The sequence below is a fragment of the Arthrobacter sp. SLBN-112 genome, assembly GCF_030944625.1.
Lineage (GTDB): Bacteria > Actinomycetota > Actinomycetes > Actinomycetales > Micrococcaceae > Arthrobacter.
In genome coordinates this window covers 3,877,748-3,893,851 of the sequence record NZ_JAUSXY010000001.1, presented here as the reverse complement: position 1 = coordinate 3,893,851, position 16,104 = coordinate 3,877,748, and the positions used below count along the sequence as shown (strand labels likewise).

Here is a 16,104-nt window from a genome sequence, read left to right as displayed (position 1 = left end):
TGCGGAAGTATTGGGTTATGACGCCACATGAGGACGCCGTGAGCCAGGCAAGCCGACCTTCTGCCACCGCCGCCCCGCTGAGGGTGCTGACGGACCGTGAACTCGACAAGGACATTCCCTACGGCGTCCGCATTGCGGCGTCCTGGTCGTGGCGGCTGGGCCTGATCCTGCTGATGGCAGGAACCCTCGTCTGGCTGCTCAGCAAAATCACGCTCCTGATCATTCCGATCATGGTGGCCGCGCTCCTCGCCGGACTCCTGAGCCCCGTCACCCACTGGCTGAAGCGGCGCCGGCTGCCCGCCGGCCTGGCCGTCGCCATGACCGTCCTGGGCTTCATCGGGGTCATTGCCGGCGCCCTGGCCCTGGTGGGCCGCCAGCTCGCCGTCGGATTCGGTGAGCTCTGGTCCCAGGCCCTCGAGGGTGTACGGCAGGTCCAGGACTGGCTGTCCACGGGCCCCCTACACCTCACCGCCGCCCAGGTGGACCAGTACGTCAAGGACGCCAGTGACGCGCTGCAGAACAACAGCAGCAGCATCCTCAGCGGTGCGCTCTCCTTCGGCAGCACCGCCGGACACTTTGCCGCCGGGATGCTCCTGTCACTGTTCATCCTGATCTTCTTCCTCCTGGAAGGAGACCGGATTTGGGCATTCCTGGTCAGGCTGCTGCCGCGGAAAGCGCGGGCCGCGACCTTCGGTGCCGGCCGCAAGGGCTGGGAGTCAATGGTCAGCTATGCGCGCATCCAGATGTTCGTCGCTGCCGTCGACGCGATCGGAATCGGCGTCGGCGCGGCCATCCTCGGCGTCCCGCTGGCGCTGCCGCTCGGCGTGCTCGTCTTCCTCGGCTCGTTCATTCCTGTGGTGGGCGCCCTGGTGACGGGCGCCGTCGCCGTCCTGCTCGCCCTGGTGGCCAACGGCCCGGTCAATGCCCTGGTCATGCTGGCAATCGTCCTGCTGGTCCAGCAGCTTGAGGGCCACATCCTGCAGCCCCTGGTCATGGGCAAGGCAGTCTCGCTGCACCCGGTGGCCGTGATCCTCAGCGTTGCGGCAGGGTCCTACCTCGCCGGAATCCCCGGTGCGCTGTTCTCGGTACCCATCCTGGCCGTAGCAAACTCGGCCGTTCGCTACATTGCCGCCAGAACGTGGGAACATGAACAGGTGCCGGTCATCGCCGGGAAGCCCATCACAGCCGGAGCGGGCGGGGACAACACCATCGAAAACGTTGAACCGCCGGCTGCATCCGCTGCGGGGCTTGAGGCGGCCGGCGCAACAGCCGAACACCGCGATGCCCGCACCGCCTCCCGAGAGGGCACCGGAGCCGAATCCAGAGGAGAATAGTCCGTGAAGATCCTTGAAACCCTTCCCGTCACACTGGACGATGTCCTTGAGGCGCAGAAGCTGCTTGACGGGATTATTGCGCGCACCCCCGTGGAATCGTCCCGTGCTCTGGGAAGCATGGTGGGCGGTGACGTCTACTTCAAATGCGAAAACCTGCAGCGTGCCGGGTCATTCAAGGTGCGCGGGGCCTACGTCCGCATGGCGCGGCTCTCCGCGGAGGAGAAGAAGCGCGGCGTGGTGGCAGCGTCCGCCGGCAACCACGCCCAGGGCGTCGCCGTTGCCGCCAAGAGCCTTGGTATCAAAGCCCGTATCTACATGCCCCTGGGCGTCGCTCTGCCCAAGCTCGCAGCCACGCGCAGCCACGGCGCCGAAGTGATCCTGCACGGCCACAACGTCGACGAAGCGCTCGCCGAAGCCCAGCGCTACAGCAATGAGACCGGCATGGTCTTTGTGCACCCGTTCGACAACGTGGACGTCGTCGCAGGGCAGGGGACCGTTGGCCTGGAAATCCTGGAGCAGGTGCCCAACGTTGACACCGTACTCATGGGAGTGGGTGGCGGTGGACTCCTCGCGGGGGTCGCCGTCGCCATCAAGGCCCGTGCCAGGGAACTCGGCCGCGAGATCCGCATCATCGGCGTCCAGGCGGAGAACGCCGCCGCCTACCCGCCCTCGCTTGCCGCCGATGCACTGGTGCCCCTGAAGAAGGTTTCCACCATTGCGGACGGCATCGCCGTGGGCCGCCCGGGACAGCTGCCCTTCAGCATCATCCGCGAACTGGTGGATGACGTGGTCACCGTCAGCGAAGATTCCCTGGCCCGCGCCCTGATCTTCCTGCTGGAACGGGCCAAGATGGTGGTGGAACCCGCCGGGGCGGTGGGTGTGGCGGCCCTCATGGACGGCAAGATCGAGAATCCGGGAACCACCGTGGCCGTCCTCTCCGGCGGCAACATCGACCCCATGTTGATGCTCAAGGTCATCCAGCGCGGCCTCTCCGCCGCCGGCCGCTACATGACCGTGCGAATGATGCTTGACGACCGTCCGGGTTCATTGGCAACCATTGCGCGCATCATCGCCGAAAACGATGCGAACGTCACCGGCCTGGACCACACCAGGGTGGGTGGTTCCATCAGCATGGGCGACGTCTCCATCACGGTGAACCTTGAAACCAAGGGTCACCAGCACGGTGAGCAGGTCCTCAGCGCACTCCGCGCTGAAGGTTTCCAGCCGATCGTCGTGCATTAGGACCGCCCATGGCCGGACCTGCTGGTAACGGATCCTTCCCCGGGCGCCAGACCCTGGCGTCGCGCGCCAAGGGCGGCCTGGCGGTGCTGGGTGGTTTCCTGGCCCTGCTGTTCGTGATCGAGGTGGCCAACACGCTGATGACGGGCGCGCTGGTCAGGACGTTCGGCCTGCGGCCCAGGAGCGCCGACGGGCTGCTGGACATCTTGACCTTCCCGCTGCTGCACGCCAACCTGAACCACCTGCTCTCCAACAGCCTGCCACTGGTCATCTTTGGGTTCCTGGTGTTCCTGTCCGGGCTGCGCGTCTTCCTCACCGCTTTGGCCTTCAGCTGGCTTGGCAGCGGCCTGACGGTCTGGCTGATCGGCGACGGCGTCACAGTGGGGGCATCAGGCCTGGTCTTTGGGCTCTTCTCGTTCCTCCTGGTGCGCGGTTTCTTCAACCGGAGCTGGCGGCAGATCCTGCTTGCAGTAGTCCTCTTCATGGGCTACGGGAGCATCCTGTTGGGCGCCCTGCCGTTCGTGGCCGGCTACGTGAGCTGGCAGGCCCACCTGGGTGGTGCAGCCGGTGGCGTCGTGGCGGCGCTCCTGCTGCGTCCACGTATTCCAGCAGCCGTGGAGTCCTGAGCGCAGGACCGGGTTGCCGCCATGGGAACGGCAGTTAAAGTACAGCGGCGGCCGTCTCCCGAGGGGCGGCCGCCGCTGTACGCCGGGTTCATGCCCGGCAGACCAACGCTAGGCAGCGTAGGGCTTGGCGGAGAGGATCTCCACCTTGATGTCCTTGCCGTTCGGCGCGACGTAGCTGAGGGTGTCGCCTTCCTTGTGACCCACGATGGCGGCCCCAAGCGGCGATTTTTCGCTGAAGACATCCAAATCGGAGTCTCCGGCGATTTCACGGGAGCCCAGCAGGAACGTCTCTTCGTCTCCCGCGATCTTGGCCACCACGATCATGCCGGGCTCCACGATGCCGTCATCGGCAGGCGCTTCACCCACGTGGGCGTCCCGAAGCAGCGCCGTCAGCTGGCGGATGCGGGCTTCAATCTTGCCCTGCTCCTCCTTGGCTGCGTGGTAGCCGCCGTTTTCCTTGAGGTCGCCCTCTTGCCGCGCTGCTTCAATCTTCTGGACGATCTCCGCCCGGCCTGCGCCGGAAAGGTGGTCCAGCTCTGCCTTCAGGCGGTCAAAAGCTTCCTGGGTGAGCCAGGCTGCAGAAGCGCTGTTGGTGGTAGACACGGACTTCTCCTCTAGTGGTCCTACATGCAAAAGACCCCGCCATGGTGGCCACTTGTGGAGCAGCAACCAGCTCAGCGGGGTAAAGGTATCTATCCAGTGTAGTCAATCCCTTGGAGATAACCCAACCTGGACGAGTCGCCGGTCACATCCCTTATTGCGTCTGGCTGGGAATCCAGCAGCCGTCCACCAGGCCCGATACGGACTCCGAGTCGGTCAGGACGGTGACGCGCTGGGCGACTGTCCTGCCGCCGTCGGCCGTTCCATCCGCCGCTGACGGCGGGATGTCAACCACCTTCCAGCCCACTACTGCGAACTTCGAATCCAGCGCCTTGACGGCGCATTTCACGGCGTTCCCAGGTTCCCGGGTGATCTGGAAGTCTACCTCGGCGACGGTGGCATCGGTGGTGCTGTAGCCAATGTCCTTGTAGGTCACCCCGGACAGGGAATTCGATGTTGAAACCCACGCAAGGAATCCAATTCCGGCCGCCAGGGCGATCCCGACGGCGGTGCGGGTGGCGGCAGGAGTGAACCGGCGCTTTTTAGCACCATACCGATTGGCTAGGCTAGTGTTTGCGGGCGCGGGTTGGGCCGGCTGGTCCGGGGAAGTCACCAGACCAGTTTAGTGCCCTTTCCGCCGGCGTTCTGCGGTGGCTGCGGCCGCCGGTGAGGGAACACCACCCCGCCACATCGTCCTCAGGCTGCGACAAGCCGCGAAACAAGAATAAGGAGCCGTCCTTTCCATGACAGCGTCCAGCAATTCCCAGGTGCCGCTCCGGCTGCTCGCAGTCCATGCCCACCCGGACGACGAGTCCAGCAAGGGCGCTGCGACCATGGCCATGTACGCAGCCGCCGGCGTGGACGTCATGGTGGCAACCTGTACGGACGGGTCGCGCGGCGACATCCAGAACCCGGCAGTGGAAGGCGAACCACACCCCAAGCGGGACATGGCCGGTGCCCGCAGGCTGGAAATGGCCAACGCTGCCTCCATCCTCGGCATCCGGCAGGCATGGCTTGGATTCGTCGACTCGGGCCTGCCCGAAGGTGATCCGCTTCCGCCGCTTCCGGCCGGTTCCTTCGCCTCGCTGCCCCTGGAGCGGGCCGCGGCGCCGCTGGTGCGGCTGGTGCGTTCGTTCAAGCCGCACGTCATCCTCAGCTACGACGAAAATGGCGGCTACCCGCACCCGGACCACATCATGGCCCACCGCGTGGCGGTGGAAGCTTTTGAAGCCGCCGGCGATCCCGGACGCTACCCGGACGCGGGGGAGGCCTGGGAGCCGAGCAAGCTCTACTATGACCGCGCCTTCAGCCCGGATCGGTTCCGTGCGCTGCACTTTGCGCTGGAAGAAGCGGGACTCCAGTCCCCGTATGCCGAGCGTTTGGCTGCGTGGCTGGAGTCCGACGCCGAGGGCCACACCCCGCCGCCGGCGCCGCATCCCACCACCACGCAGATTGACTGCGGCGACTACTTCGAAGTGCGTGATGACGCCCTGCGCGCCCATCGGACGCAGGTGGACCCACTGGGGTTCTTCTTTGCCGTCTCACCTGACATGCAGCGCCGGACCTGGCCTTGGGAGGACTACTCCCTGATCCATTCAAGGGTGCCGTCCGAGCTCCCGGAGAAGGATCTGTTCGCCGGGCTAAGATAGTCAGAGCAGGCTATTTCTATCCAGCGTAGAAGTCGGGTGCGACGCCAAGGCCCGTGCTGTCCGCTTCCTGCTGCATCCGTTCCACCAGAAGGTATCAACCGTGCATTCTCTGCTCCTCCGCCTCGCCACCACGCCGACTCCGCTGCCCACTCCGACACTTCGGGACGGGATCTCCGAGGACCAGGTAACCCCAGGCCTGCTGGGGTTCATCATGACGGCCTTCTTCGTGGTGGCCACGGCCCTGCTGATCGTCGACATGGTGCGGCGGATCCGCCGGGTGCGCTACCGCGCCCAGGTAGAGGAAGAACGCATGGCGGCCGCAACCGCGGCAGACGTGGAGGCTGCTGACGCCCAGGACGGGCTCGACGACGGCCCGCACCCGGCAGCGCCCGACTCCAACGGAAGCGGGCTCCAGGGGCCGAGGGAGTAAACCGGCGTCAGGCGAGGACCGCCAGGGCGATGGCAGCGAAGTGGGCTGCGAAGGCGAACACCGTCAGCGCATGGAACAGTTCGTGGAAGCCGAAGTGGTGGTAGCTGAAGTTTGGTTTCTTCAGGGCGTAGAAGACGGCGCCCGTGATGTACAGGACCCCGCCCACGCAGACCAGGACTGCTGAGGCAGGGCTGGCCTGGAAGAACTGCGGCAGGTAAAACAGGGCGCCACAACCCAGTGCAATGTAGATGGGCACGTACAGCCAGCGGGGTGCGTCGGTCCACAGCAACCGGAACAGCACGCCAAGAATGGCCCCGGTCCAGATGACCCACAGGAGTATCACCGCCTGCGAGCGTTCCAGGAGCGTCCAGGCAAGCGGCGTGTAGGTGCCGGCGATGACCAGCATGATGTTGGTGTGGTCCAGCCGCTTGAGGACCAGCTTGACCCGCGGGGACCAATTGCCGCGGTGGTAGACCGCGCTGACGCCGAACAGCAGCACACCGGTGGCGGCGAAGACGGCAGACGTAATCTTCCGGTCGGCGGTGGGGGCCAGGACAACGAGGGCGATGCCCGCGGCAAGCGCGAGCGGGGCCGTGACGGTGTGGATCCAGCCCCGCCATTTCGGCTTGATCATCAGCAGTTCAGCAAGCCGGACGGCGGCATCATCAACTGCGTTGGGCCCCGTGCCTTCGCCGGGGTTCCGGTCCTCCGGGCTGGATGGCTGGGAAGCCTGCGGGGAGTTGCTGTTCATTGCTCCAGAATAACTTACGCGTCGGTAAGTTACTGGCTGGTAACTTACTGGATGCCCCGCCACCGCCGCTCCGCGCGTCCCGGGGCGGTTCGGGCGGTAGCCTAGGATGTGGATGTACGTACGGCAGGAAAGTCAGGTGAGTGGACGCGTGGAGTTGCCCGGGTTCCTCTATGGCTACTACGAACGCCGGCTGCTCAAGGACCTCCCGCGCGACCGGATTCCCCGGCACATTGGCGTCATGGTGGACGGCAACCGGCGCTGGGCCAAGCAGTTCAACGCTCCCACCAGCCAGGGCCACCAGGCCGGGGCGGACAAGATCCACGAGTTCCTCGGCTGGTGCCAGGAACTCGGCGTCAAGGTGGTCACGCTGTACATGCTGTCCACGGACAACATGAACCGGTCCAGCGAAGAACTGGACCTCCTCATGGGCATCATCGCCAACACGCTGGACCGGCTCGATGACGACGCCAATATTTCCGTCCATGCGATGGGCGCGCCTGAACTGCTTCCGGACTACCTGGCCGAGCGGCTCAACAAGCTGACTGCCAGGACCCCGGTGCGGGAGAAAATCCACGTCAACGTGGCGGTCGGGTACGGGGGGCGACGGGAAATTGTCGACGCCGTCCGCGAACTCCTGCACGACGCCGTCGCCAAGGGTATGGACATCTCCAAACTCGCCGATGACCTGTGTGTCGATGACATCTCGCGCTTCCTCTACACCCGAGGCCAGCCTGACCCGGACCTGGTGATCAGGACATCGGGGGAGCAACGGCTCTCCGGCTTCCTCATGTGGCAGAGCGCCTACAGCGAGTTCTACTTTTGCGAGGCCTTGTGGCCTGCCTTCCGCAAGGTCGATTTCCTCCGGGCCCTGCGTGACTACGCCGGCCGGCAGCGGCGCTTCGGCGCCTGAAACCCCCGGTTCATAACGAGTTCACACACAGGCAAGGAAATCGCCGGGAAATGGTTGCGGAAATTACCCCGAATGGATTTACGTTATAACCATCAGCAGGCAAAACCGCCCGCTGATCGGGGAGGCCAATACATGGAGCGAAACATCGCACCGGTTGTATGGGAGGCCGGACCCGGCCTCGTGGCCGAGCCGCCTCACCAATAACAATTCCGGGCTGGTGCCCGGGGCTGGAGTCGATGTGGCTACTTCTGAACAACTGCCCGAGGTCCTGGCTGGACAGGGCGGGAAAGCTACCTCTCGCGCCGAGCGCGTCACTTTTGAAACCGGCGCAGCAAGTGATGCTGCGGCCGGTTTTGCTGTCTCCGGAAGGGAAGCCGACATCCACACCTTCGTCATCGACACGTCCGTCCTGCTCTCGGACCCGCGGGCACTGCTGCGGTTTGCCGAGCACGAGGTCGTGGTGCCAATCGTTGTCATCACCGAACTCGAGGCAAAACGGCACGATCCCGAACTCGGCTACTTCGCCCGGAAGGCCCTGCGGCTCCTGGATGACCTCCGGGTCAAGCACGGCGGCCTGAACCAGGCCATTCCAATTGGTGACGACGGCGGCACCCTGGTGGTGGAGCTCAACCACATCTCGGCGGAGGTACTGCCGCTGGGGTTCCGCAGCGGTGACAATGACAGCCGGATCCTTGCCGTCGCCAAGAACCTGGCCAACGAGGGCCGCAACGTCACGGTCGTCTCGAAGGACCTCCCCATGCGGGTCAAGGCCTCCGCCATGGGGCTCACCGCCGACGAGTACCGCAACGAGCTGGTCAAGGACTCCGGCTGGACCGGCGTTGCCGAAATCGAAGCCGACGAACAGGAAATCTCCACCCTGTACGGGCACGAGCCCGTGTTCATCCCCGCCGCGGCGGAACTGCCGGTCAACACCGGGCTGGTCCTGCTCTCCAACCGAGGCTCGGCCCTGGGCCGGGTGGGGGCGGACAAGCAGGTGCGCCTGGTGAAGGGCGATCGCGACGTGTTCGGCCTCCATGGCCGGTCCGCCGAGCAGCGGCTGGCCATCGACATGCTGATGGATCCCGGCGTCGGCATCGTGTCCATTGGCGGACGGGCCGGCACCGGAAAATCGGCGCTCGCCCTCTGTGCCGGCCTCGAAGCCGTGCTCGAACGCCGCGAACACCGGAAGGTGATCGTGTTCCGGCCCCTGTACGCCGTGGGCGGCCAGGAGCTTGGCTACCTGCCCGGCTCGGAATCCGAAAAGATGAACCCCTGGGCTCAAGCCGTCTTCGACACGCTTGGTGCCTTGGTCAGCCAGGAAGTGGTGGAGGAAGTCATGGACCGCGGCATGCTGGAAGTCATGCCCCTCACCCACATCCGCGGCCGGTCCCTGCACGACGCCTTCGTGATCGTGGACGAGGCACAGTCGCTGGAGAAGAACGTCCTGCTGACCGTCATGAGCCGGATGGGCCAGAACTCCAAGATCGTCCTCACCCACGACGTCGCCCAGCGGGACAACCTCCGCGTCGGCCGCCACGACGGAATCGCCGCCGTCGTCGAAACCCTGAAGGGACACCCGCTCTTCGGCCACATCACCCTGACCCGCTCCGAACGCTCGCCCATCGCAGCCCTGGTAACAGAACTGCTCGAGGGCTAGCCGGGGTGCGTAGGGCACCCTTCCTCTGCGTGCTGGCTCGTTCCTCGCCTTTGACGCACGCTGCCGGAAGGCTGCCCTACGCACAAGCCGGGTTACGGGGTCTTCTCGTAGGAACGCATCGCCGCCCTCCGCGCTAAGCGACGGAGAAGGACCGTGGCCCGGCGTACCCAGCCCGGACTTACGTGGCGTGCAGGAACTTCGCCGCTGCTTTGTGGCCGTCTACCTTCAGCTTCCATTCGGGGCGTTTGAAGGTTTCGGGGGTGAGGCGGACGTGCTGGAGGGTTTCGACTTTGGTGCCCCAAGTTTTGCGGGTGGTGCCGTTCAGTTCGTAGCCGAGGGAGCGCGAAACGCCCAGGGAGGCGGTGTTCCAGGCGGCGGCCTCGGATTCTGCGACCTCTGCGCCAAGCCAGTCAAAAGCCCACAGAACGACGGCGGCACGCATCTCTTTGCCCAGGCCGCGGCCCTGGACGGACTGCTGCAGCCAGGAGCCGGTGCTGACGGTCTTGAGCTGAGAAAAGTCCTTGGCGCCAATGTCCTGGCAGCCGACAAAGCGGCCCTCGTGCCAGATGCCAAGGAGCAAGGTCCAGTTTTCGGCGGAGCATCCAGCCCTGCACCGCCAGTACCAGCGGGCCATGTTCGGGCCCAGTTCGTCCTCCGGAAGCTCTGTCCAGGGCATACTGAACGGGTTCCGGCCCGGCTCATGGATGCCGCTGCGCGCCGCTGCCACGGCGGCGGGGATGTCCTGGTCGGTGATGGGGCGGAGCTCCAGCCGGGGCGTCGTCAGCTTAAGGCCGAACAGGGGCCAGATGGAGCTCATGGAGGTCATCCGGGAAGCCTAGCTGATCGCTGGCGCCGGCTCCTGTCACGCTCACGCGGGGAGGTCCCAGCTGATATGCCGCCGGACGTCCGTGAGGTTCATGGACTGGGCCAGGAACAGGTCATCGAGCATGTATTCGTCCACCGCAATGATCCGGATCCAGTGCCCGTAATCCTCGGTCCCTGGTTCCAGTGACTGGCTGGCGACGCAGACCCCCGTGCCGACGTCCACGCGGAGTCGCGTGCGCCCGGGAAGGCACAGCGGAGCAGCGGCATCCCCTGGATGGTAGGCGGCGTTCGGGACCACCACCGCTTCCAGGACGGGCCTGCCATCGTGTTCGCCATACCGGACGTCCTTGATGTCCAGCGCATTGCTGCCCGGGAACTCGATCGGCACAGGAGCGTTGCCGGCAAGTTCAACAGGGTCCAATGCAGCCGAGAAGCGGCCGTTGCCGAACCCCGGTTCGCCGTAAGCGGCCTCAGGCCGGCGGCGGACCTGCCCGGCGTCGTCATACACGGGGGTGACCAGGTGCGGCGGCAGGAGCCAGGACTTGCGGGTGGCGCTGACGTAGAAAACGTCACGGGAATCGTTGATTCCGGTGGTGCTGTGCAGAACCAGGCCCGCCGGATTTTCCAGCCTTAGCGCCCCCGGCCGCCGCAGCCAGGCCCGGACGAAGGGCGCACCGGGCGCGGGTGCGGTCTCGAACGCCTGGTCCCAGTACTCGAACCTCAGCGACTGCCACTTCCAGGGGGATGACCGGCACAGGTTCCGGAACATGGCGGCGGGGTCCGCGGGCGCGGCAGGAGGGTCCGGAACCGCCCGGCGCCGGGACTCCCAGGTCGACATATCCACAGTTTACGCGGTGGCGCTACGGCCGGTACGGGTGGATCCAGTAGCATCCGAGGGGTGATTGGACGACTGGGCGAGCTGTGGCTGTACACCCCCGTGGCCTTCTGGCTGGTACTTGCCGCGTGCCTCTACTTTGTGGTGATGGCTGTTCGGCTCACCGTCATCGATGTCCGGCACCACCTCCTGCCCAACCGCATCGTGTTCCCGTCCTATGCCGTGGCGGGGCTCCTTCTCCTGGCCGCAGCGGCAGTGGCGGCCTGGGGCGGTTCGGTGCCGGACACGGGGGAGCCGAACGGAATGCCCGTCATGCCTGTCCTCAGGGTGGTGGCCGGTGCGGCGATCCTCTGGCTTTTCTATTTCGTCCTTCGCCTCGTTTATCCACCCGGGATGGGGTTCGGCGACGTCAAGCTGGCTGGAGTGCTGGGCATGTACCTCGGCTACCTCAGCTGGGGGCACCTCTTCGCCGGTACATTCCTGGCGTTCCTGCTCGGCGGACTGTGGTCCCTGGCACTCCTGGCGGCCCGCAGGGGAACGCTGAAGTCTTCCATTCCGTTTGGCCCGTTCATGCTTGCCGGGGCCGCGGCCGCCATGTTCCTGCCGGCCTGAGGCGTTCGTGGTCTTGGGTAGGCTGGCATTATGCCTGCACCCGAATACGTCCTGAAACTGCGCAAGAAGATCGGCAACGACCCCCTCTGGGTTCCCGGCGTCCGGGGCGTGGTGGTCGACGACGCGGGCAGGATCCTGCTGGCCCAGCGGGCGGACAACCGGCAGTGGGCGCTGATCAGCGGGATGCTGGACCCTGGGGAGCAGCCCGCGCGCGGCCTGGTCCGGGAGATCTTCGAGGAAACCGCCGTGGTGGCAGAAGCCGAACGCGTGGTGTCCGTGGGAGCGGTTGGTCCGGTGACTTACCCCAACGGGGACGTCTGCGAGTTCCTCGACATCGTGTTCCTGTGCCGTTACGTCTCCGGCGAAGCCAGGGTGAACGATGACGAGTCCCTGGCCGTTGGCTGGTTCGGCCTGGACGAGCTTCCCGCTCTCATGCCCGGGCACCTCACCAGCATCCGCCAGGCGCTGACGCCGGCAGGAGCCGTCCACTTCGAGCCCTAAGAATGGTGGCGCCCCGCCTGGTATAGCTGCCAGGCGGGGCACCAGGGACTACATACGGAGCAGGGACGCCGCAACCCCCAAGAGTGCGGCGTCCCTGCTGGTTTTTCCGGTCGGTCTGGGGGGTGGCCCGGCACCCGGCCGGCCGCGGCCGGCCCAGGCTTCCGACGACGGTCAGCGGCCCGGGGAGACCAGCTCGCCGTCGTCGTCCCTGGCATGTGCTCCGTCAGCGCCGGGGGCGGCGAGCCCGGCCTCGGCGGCAGCGGGCAGGCCGGCGGCGAGCCGTTCTGCTTCCTCCCCGCCGACCGCCTCGCCGCGTGCCACCATACCGGCGGTGTCCGACAACGGGATCTGCTTCAGCGTGAGGGCCAGCAGGAGGGCCACGGCGATGAACGGCAGCAGGTACCAGAAGACCGGTGCCAACGAATCCGCGTAGGCATTCACGATGGCATCGCGCAGCTGTGCCGGGAGCTGGCTCAGCGCCTGCGGGTCCAGCGTCCGGGCGGACTGTCCGGCCTGCGCTGCGGAGGCTCCAGCACCGGTGAAGGCGTTGGTCAGCGCCTCGGAGAGGCGCGTAGTGAAGATCGACCCGAAGACGGCGACGCCCATGGCGGCGCCCACTTCGCGGAAGTAGTTGTTGGTGCTGGTGGCGGTGCCGATCTGGTCCGCGGGGACGGAGTTCTGGACCACCAGGACCACCACCTGCATGATCAGGCCCAGCCCGGCCCCGAAGACGAACAGCTGGAGGCAAATGACCCAGATGGGCGTGCTCGCGGCAAGCGTCGTCATCCACAGCATGGCGGCCATGGTGAATGCGGCACCCAGGATGGGGAACATCTTGTACTTGCCGGTCTTGGAAATCCGGATGCCCGAGTAGATGGACGTGCCCATGAGGCCGGCCATCATGGGCAGCATCAGCAGCCCGGACTCGGCAGCGGACGTGCCCGAGGACATCTGCAGGAACGTGGGGACAAACGCGATGGCGGAGAACATGCCAAGGCCCAGGGTGAAGCCGATTGCGGTGGCATTGATGAAGATCCGGTTCCTGAACAGGCTCAACGGGATAATCGGGTCCTCAGCGCGGCGCTCCACCATGACGAACGCGGCGGCCGAGACCAGCAGGCCCGCTCCAAAGGCCCAGGTGAGGGGTGAATCCCAGCCTTCATCTTTCTTGCCGCCAAAGTCGGTGAAAAAGATCAGGCAGGTGGTGGCCGCGGAGAGCAGAACCACGCCAAGGATGTCGATCCGCTTGTCGGCCTTCTTGTTGGGCAGCGTCAGCGCGAACCAGGCGATGGCGAACGCGGCAACGCCCACCGGGATGTTGATGTAGAACGCCCATTCCCAGGTGAGGTGGTCAACGAAGAAACCGCCCAGCAGCGGGCCGGCCACGGCAGACAGGCCGAAGATGGCGCCCAGGGGGCCCATGTATTTGCCGCGTTCCTTGGCGGGGACGATGTCGGCGATGATCGCCTGGGACAGGATCATCAGGCCGCCGCCGCCCAGGCCCTGGATGGCGCGGAAGATGACGAAGCCCCAGAAGTCTGTAGCCAGTGCGCAGCCCAGGGACGCGAGGGTGAAAAGCGCGATGGCTGCCAGGAAGAGGTTGCGGCGGCCCAGGATGTCGCCGAACTTGCCGTAGATGGGCATCACGATGGTGGTGGCCAGCAGGTAGGCAGTGGTGATCCAGGCCTGGTGTTCCACGCCGCCCAGCTTGCCCACGATGGTGGGCATGGCGGTGGAAACGATGGTCTGGTCAAGGCTGGACAAGAGCATTCCGGCGATCAGCGCGGAAAAGATGATCCAGATGCGTTTTTGCGTCAGCAGGAGTGGCCCTGCCGGCGCCTTGGTGGTGGCGGTACTCATGATTGTCCTTCTGCGGCGGTGGTGTCCGGAATGTCGAATGGCTGGGAGAAGAGCAGGCTGGCAGCGGAGATGTTCTCCAGGAGCAGGTCCCGGTACGGGCGTGTGTTGCCGTCGGAGAAGTAGGCCATGCTGCTCTTCCGGGCGATGGTGCTCAACAGGACCACGGCCATCTGCACCACGGGGTGGTCCGGGTTGACTCCTTCGCGGCGGGCGACGTCCTTGGCGAACTGGGCTTCCCGCTGCTCGGTCACTCCGATGATGCGGAGGATGAGCTGCGGTTCCTTGCGGACCACGCCTATCAGTTGCCGGGTGTCTTCCTCGGACGCCGTCATGTCCTCGGCCAAACGCAAGGAGAGCCCGATCAGGTCCCGGAAGAGGGTGGGCGAAATGTCCCCTGGCGGCGAGCCTGCGCCGCCGGCCACGAATTCGTCGATGATCCCGGACGGGATGTCATCATCAGCGTGGCCGATGATGGCGTCTTCCTTGGTGGGGAAGTAGTTGAAGAACGTGCGGCGCGAGATATCCGCGGCCTCGCATACGTCCTCCACGGTGTAACCGTTGAGCCCCTGCTCGGCGGTCATGCTCCGCGCGGCAGCGGTGATGGCGCGCCGGGTGGCAGCCCGTTTGCGTTCACGAAGGCCGGGGTCTGAAGTTGCACTGTGGTTCACATAGTAAAGTTTTGCACTGAATCCATTGTAGTGCAACTTCATGATGCGCCGCAGGCAGTGGGCTTAAAGTACGACGGCGGCCCGTACCTTTCGTGCGAAAGGTGCCGGCCGCCGTCGGGCGCTGTGGCTTGTTATGCCTTGTGCGCCGGAGACGTCATGGTGGTGACGTCCAAGGCCTTGTCCAGGTCCGCCTCGGAAACCTTGCCGTCGCCTTCGCCGACGAAGCCGAGCTTCTCGGTGGCCTGGCGGATGGTCAGGCCCTCCTTGACGGCCGTCTTGGCGATCTTGGCGGCGTTCTCGTAGCCGATGTACTTGTTCAGGGGCGTAACGATGGACGGCGAGGCCTCGGCCAGGAAGCGGGCGCGCTCCACGTTGGCGGTGATGCCGTCGATCATCTTGTCCGCCATGACACGGCTGGTGTTGGCCAGCAGGCGGATGGACTCGAGCAGGTTGGCGGCCATGACCGGGATGCCGACGTTGAGCTCGAAGGCGCCGTTGGTGCCGGACCAGGCGATGGCGGTGTCGTTGCCGATGACCTGGGCGGCCACCATGATGGACGCCTCGCAGATCACCGGGTTGACCTTGCCGGGCATGATGGAGGAGCCGGGCTGCAGGTCCGGGATGGCGATTTCGCCGAGGCCGGTGTTGGGGCCGGAGCCCATCCAGCGGAGATCGTTGTTGATCTTCATGAAGGAGATGGCGATGTTGCGCAGCTGGCTGGAAGCTTCGATCAGGCCGTCGCGGTTGGCCTGGGCTTCGAAGTGGTCGCGGGCTTCGGTCAGCGGCAGGCCGGTGTCCGTGGCGAGAAGCTCGATGACACGCTCGGGGAAACCCGCGGGGGTGTTGATGCCGGTGCCCACGGCTGTGCCGCCCAGCGGAACCTCTGCCACACGGGGGAGTGAGGCGTTGATCCGTTCGATGCCGTAGCGGACCTGTGCGGCGTAGCCGCCGAATTCCTGGCCCAGGGTCACCGGGGTGGCGTCCATGAGGTGGGTGCGGCCGGACTTGACGACATCCTTGAACTCGACGGCTTTGCGCTCCAGCGACTCGGCCAGGTAGCCCAGGGCCGGGATGAGGTCGTTGATCAGCGCGGAGGTGGCGGCCACGTGGACCGACGTGGGGAAGACGTCGTTGGAGGACTGCGAAGCGTTGACGTGGTCGTTCGGGTGGACAACCTTGTCACTGCCGGCGGCCTTCAGCGCACGCGTGGCCAGCTCTGCCAGGACCTCGTTGGTGTTCATGTTCGAGGACGTTCCGGAGCCGGTCTGGAAAACGTCGATGGGGAAGTCGCCGTCGTACTTGCCCGCGGCCACTTCGTCGGCAGCGTCTGCAATCGCCTTGGCCAGCTCGCCGTCGAGCACGCCCAGTTCTGCGTTGGCCTGGGCGGCAGCCTTCTTGACCCGGGCCAGCGCCTCGATGTGGGTGCGTTCCAGGGTCTTGCCGGAAATGGGGAAGTTTTCCACTGCCCGCTGCGTCTGCGCGCGGTACAGTGCGTTCACGGGGACGCGGACTTCGCCCATCGTGTCATGTTCAATGCGGAACTCTTCAGTGGAAGTCATGGGGCTAGCTTATGGCGATCAGGCGCCCCATCGAAAACCGTTAAGGGG

Annotated in this window: 17 protein-coding genes; 9 read left to right on the top strand and 8 right to left on the bottom strand. The window is 65.6% G+C overall.

Translation table 11 applies throughout. The features are described 5' to 3' along the window. Nucleotides 1-17 precede the first annotated feature (17 nt). The 3 genes from QF050_RS18025 to QF050_RS18015 are packed head-to-tail and all read left to right on the top strand — an operon-like array spanning nt 18 to nt 3,199. Nucleotides 18-1,334 carry an AI-2E family transporter gene (locus QF050_RS18025; RefSeq protein WP_308931645.1) on the top strand — a complete coding sequence of 439 codons (1,317 nt, stop codon included), beginning with the start codon at nt 18-20 and terminating at the stop codon, nt 1,332-1,334. Between the two features lie 3 nt (nt 1,335-1,337). After that, nucleotides 1,338-2,576 carry a threonine ammonia-lyase gene (gene ilvA, locus QF050_RS18020; protein ID WP_308931644.1) on the top strand — a complete coding sequence of 413 codons (1,239 nt, stop codon included), beginning with the start codon at nt 1,338-1,340 and terminating at the stop codon, nt 2,574-2,576. An 8-nt stretch (nt 2,577-2,584) separates the two neighbouring features. Next, a complete protein-coding gene (locus QF050_RS18015; RefSeq protein ID WP_308931643.1) occupies nt 2,585-3,199 on the top strand; it encodes a rhomboid family intramembrane serine protease in 615 nt (204 codons plus the stop codon). Nucleotides 3,200-3,307: 108 nt separating this feature from the next. Here QF050_RS18015 and greA read toward each other — a convergent pair whose 3' ends face one another. After that, nucleotides 3,308-3,802 carry a transcription elongation factor GreA gene (greA, locus tag QF050_RS18010; RefSeq protein WP_308931642.1) on the bottom strand — a complete coding sequence of 165 codons (495 nt, stop codon included), beginning with the start codon at nt 3,800-3,802 and terminating at the stop codon, nt 3,308-3,310. Nucleotides 3,803-3,953: 151 nt separating this feature from the next. Beyond that, nucleotides 3,954-4,412 carry a DUF4307 domain-containing protein gene (locus QF050_RS18005; protein WP_308931641.1) on the bottom strand — a complete coding sequence of 153 codons (459 nt, stop codon included), beginning with the start codon at nt 4,410-4,412 and terminating at the stop codon, nt 3,954-3,956. Nucleotides 4,413-4,542: 130 nt separating this feature from the next. On the opposite strand from QF050_RS18005, the gene mca reads away from it, so the two are divergent. Both mca and QF050_RS17995 read left to right on the top strand, forming a co-directional pair. Further along, complete coding sequence (gene mca, locus QF050_RS18000; protein WP_308931640.1) at nt 4,543-5,448, top strand: mycothiol conjugate amidase Mca; 906 nt, start codon at nt 4,543-4,545, stop codon at nt 5,446-5,448. Between the two features lie 100 nt (nt 5,449-5,548). Continuing rightward, on the top strand, nt 5,549-5,878 hold the full coding sequence (locus tag QF050_RS17995) for a hypothetical protein (RefSeq protein ID WP_308931639.1): 330 nt from the start codon (nt 5,549-5,551) through the stop codon (nt 5,876-5,878). Nucleotides 5,879-5,885: 7 nt separating this feature from the next. Here the strand turns inward: QF050_RS17995 and QF050_RS17990 are convergent, their stop codons facing one another. Beyond that, nucleotides 5,886-6,629 (bottom strand): hemolysin III family protein, encoded by a 744-nt coding sequence (locus QF050_RS17990; protein ID WP_308931638.1) that lies wholly within the window; start codon nt 6,627-6,629, stop codon nt 5,886-5,888. Between the two features lie 148 nt (nt 6,630-6,777). Between QF050_RS17990 and QF050_RS17985 the strand changes: the two genes are divergently transcribed. Both QF050_RS17985 and QF050_RS17980 read left to right on the top strand, forming a co-directional pair. Beyond that, a complete protein-coding gene (locus QF050_RS17985; protein WP_018761888.1) occupies nt 6,778-7,539 on the top strand; it encodes an isoprenyl transferase in 762 nt (253 codons plus the stop codon). Nucleotides 7,540-7,777: 238 nt separating this feature from the next. Beyond that, nucleotides 7,778-9,196, top strand: a complete 1,419-nt coding sequence (locus QF050_RS17980; RefSeq protein WP_308931637.1) for a PhoH family protein — start codon at nt 7,778-7,780, stop codon at nt 9,194-9,196. A gap of 178 nt (nt 9,197-9,374) precedes the next feature. On the opposite strand, the gene QF050_RS17975 is transcribed toward QF050_RS17980, so the two are convergent. Then, complete coding sequence (locus tag QF050_RS17975; RefSeq protein ID WP_308931636.1) at nt 9,375-10,022, bottom strand: GNAT family protein; 648 nt, start codon at nt 10,020-10,022, stop codon at nt 9,375-9,377. Nucleotides 10,023-10,064: 42 nt separating this feature from the next. After that, nucleotides 10,065-10,859, bottom strand: a complete 795-nt coding sequence (locus tag QF050_RS17970; RefSeq protein ID WP_308931635.1) for a hypothetical protein — start codon at nt 10,857-10,859, stop codon at nt 10,065-10,067. A 60-nt stretch (nt 10,860-10,919) separates the two neighbouring features. On the opposite strand from QF050_RS17970, the gene QF050_RS17965 reads away from it, so the two are divergent. Together QF050_RS17965 and QF050_RS17960 are read left to right on the top strand one after the other, a co-directional pair. Further along, nucleotides 10,920-11,468, top strand: coding sequence for an A24 family peptidase (locus QF050_RS17965; RefSeq protein WP_308931634.1), 549 nt, complete (start codon nt 10,920-10,922; stop codon nt 11,466-11,468). Nucleotides 11,469-11,498: 30 nt separating this feature from the next. Continuing rightward, nucleotides 11,499-11,969, top strand: coding sequence for an NUDIX domain-containing protein (locus QF050_RS17960; RefSeq protein ID WP_308931633.1), 471 nt, complete (start codon nt 11,499-11,501; stop codon nt 11,967-11,969). 171 nt (nt 11,970-12,140) lie between these two features. Here QF050_RS17960 and QF050_RS17955 read toward each other — a convergent pair whose 3' ends face one another. The 3 genes from QF050_RS17955 to QF050_RS17945 form a co-directional block, all read right to left on the bottom strand. After that, the gene (locus QF050_RS17955; protein WP_308931632.1) at nt 12,141-13,829 is read right to left on the bottom strand and encodes an MDR family MFS transporter; all 1,689 of its coding nucleotides are present in this window, start codon (nt 13,827-13,829) and stop codon (nt 12,141-12,143) included. Next, nucleotides 13,826-14,497 carry a TetR family transcriptional regulator gene (locus QF050_RS17950; protein WP_308931631.1) on the bottom strand — a complete coding sequence of 224 codons (672 nt, stop codon included), beginning with the start codon at nt 14,495-14,497 and terminating at the stop codon, nt 13,826-13,828. The genes QF050_RS17955 and QF050_RS17950 overlap by 4 nt, the downstream gene beginning before the upstream one ends. 131 nt (nt 14,498-14,628) lie before the next feature. Further along, nucleotides 14,629-16,056: a class II fumarate hydratase gene (locus QF050_RS17945; protein WP_308931630.1), complete on the bottom strand. Its 1,428-nt coding sequence runs from the start codon at nt 16,054-16,056 to the stop codon at nt 14,629-14,631. Between the last annotated feature and the right edge of the window lie 48 nt (nt 16,057-16,104).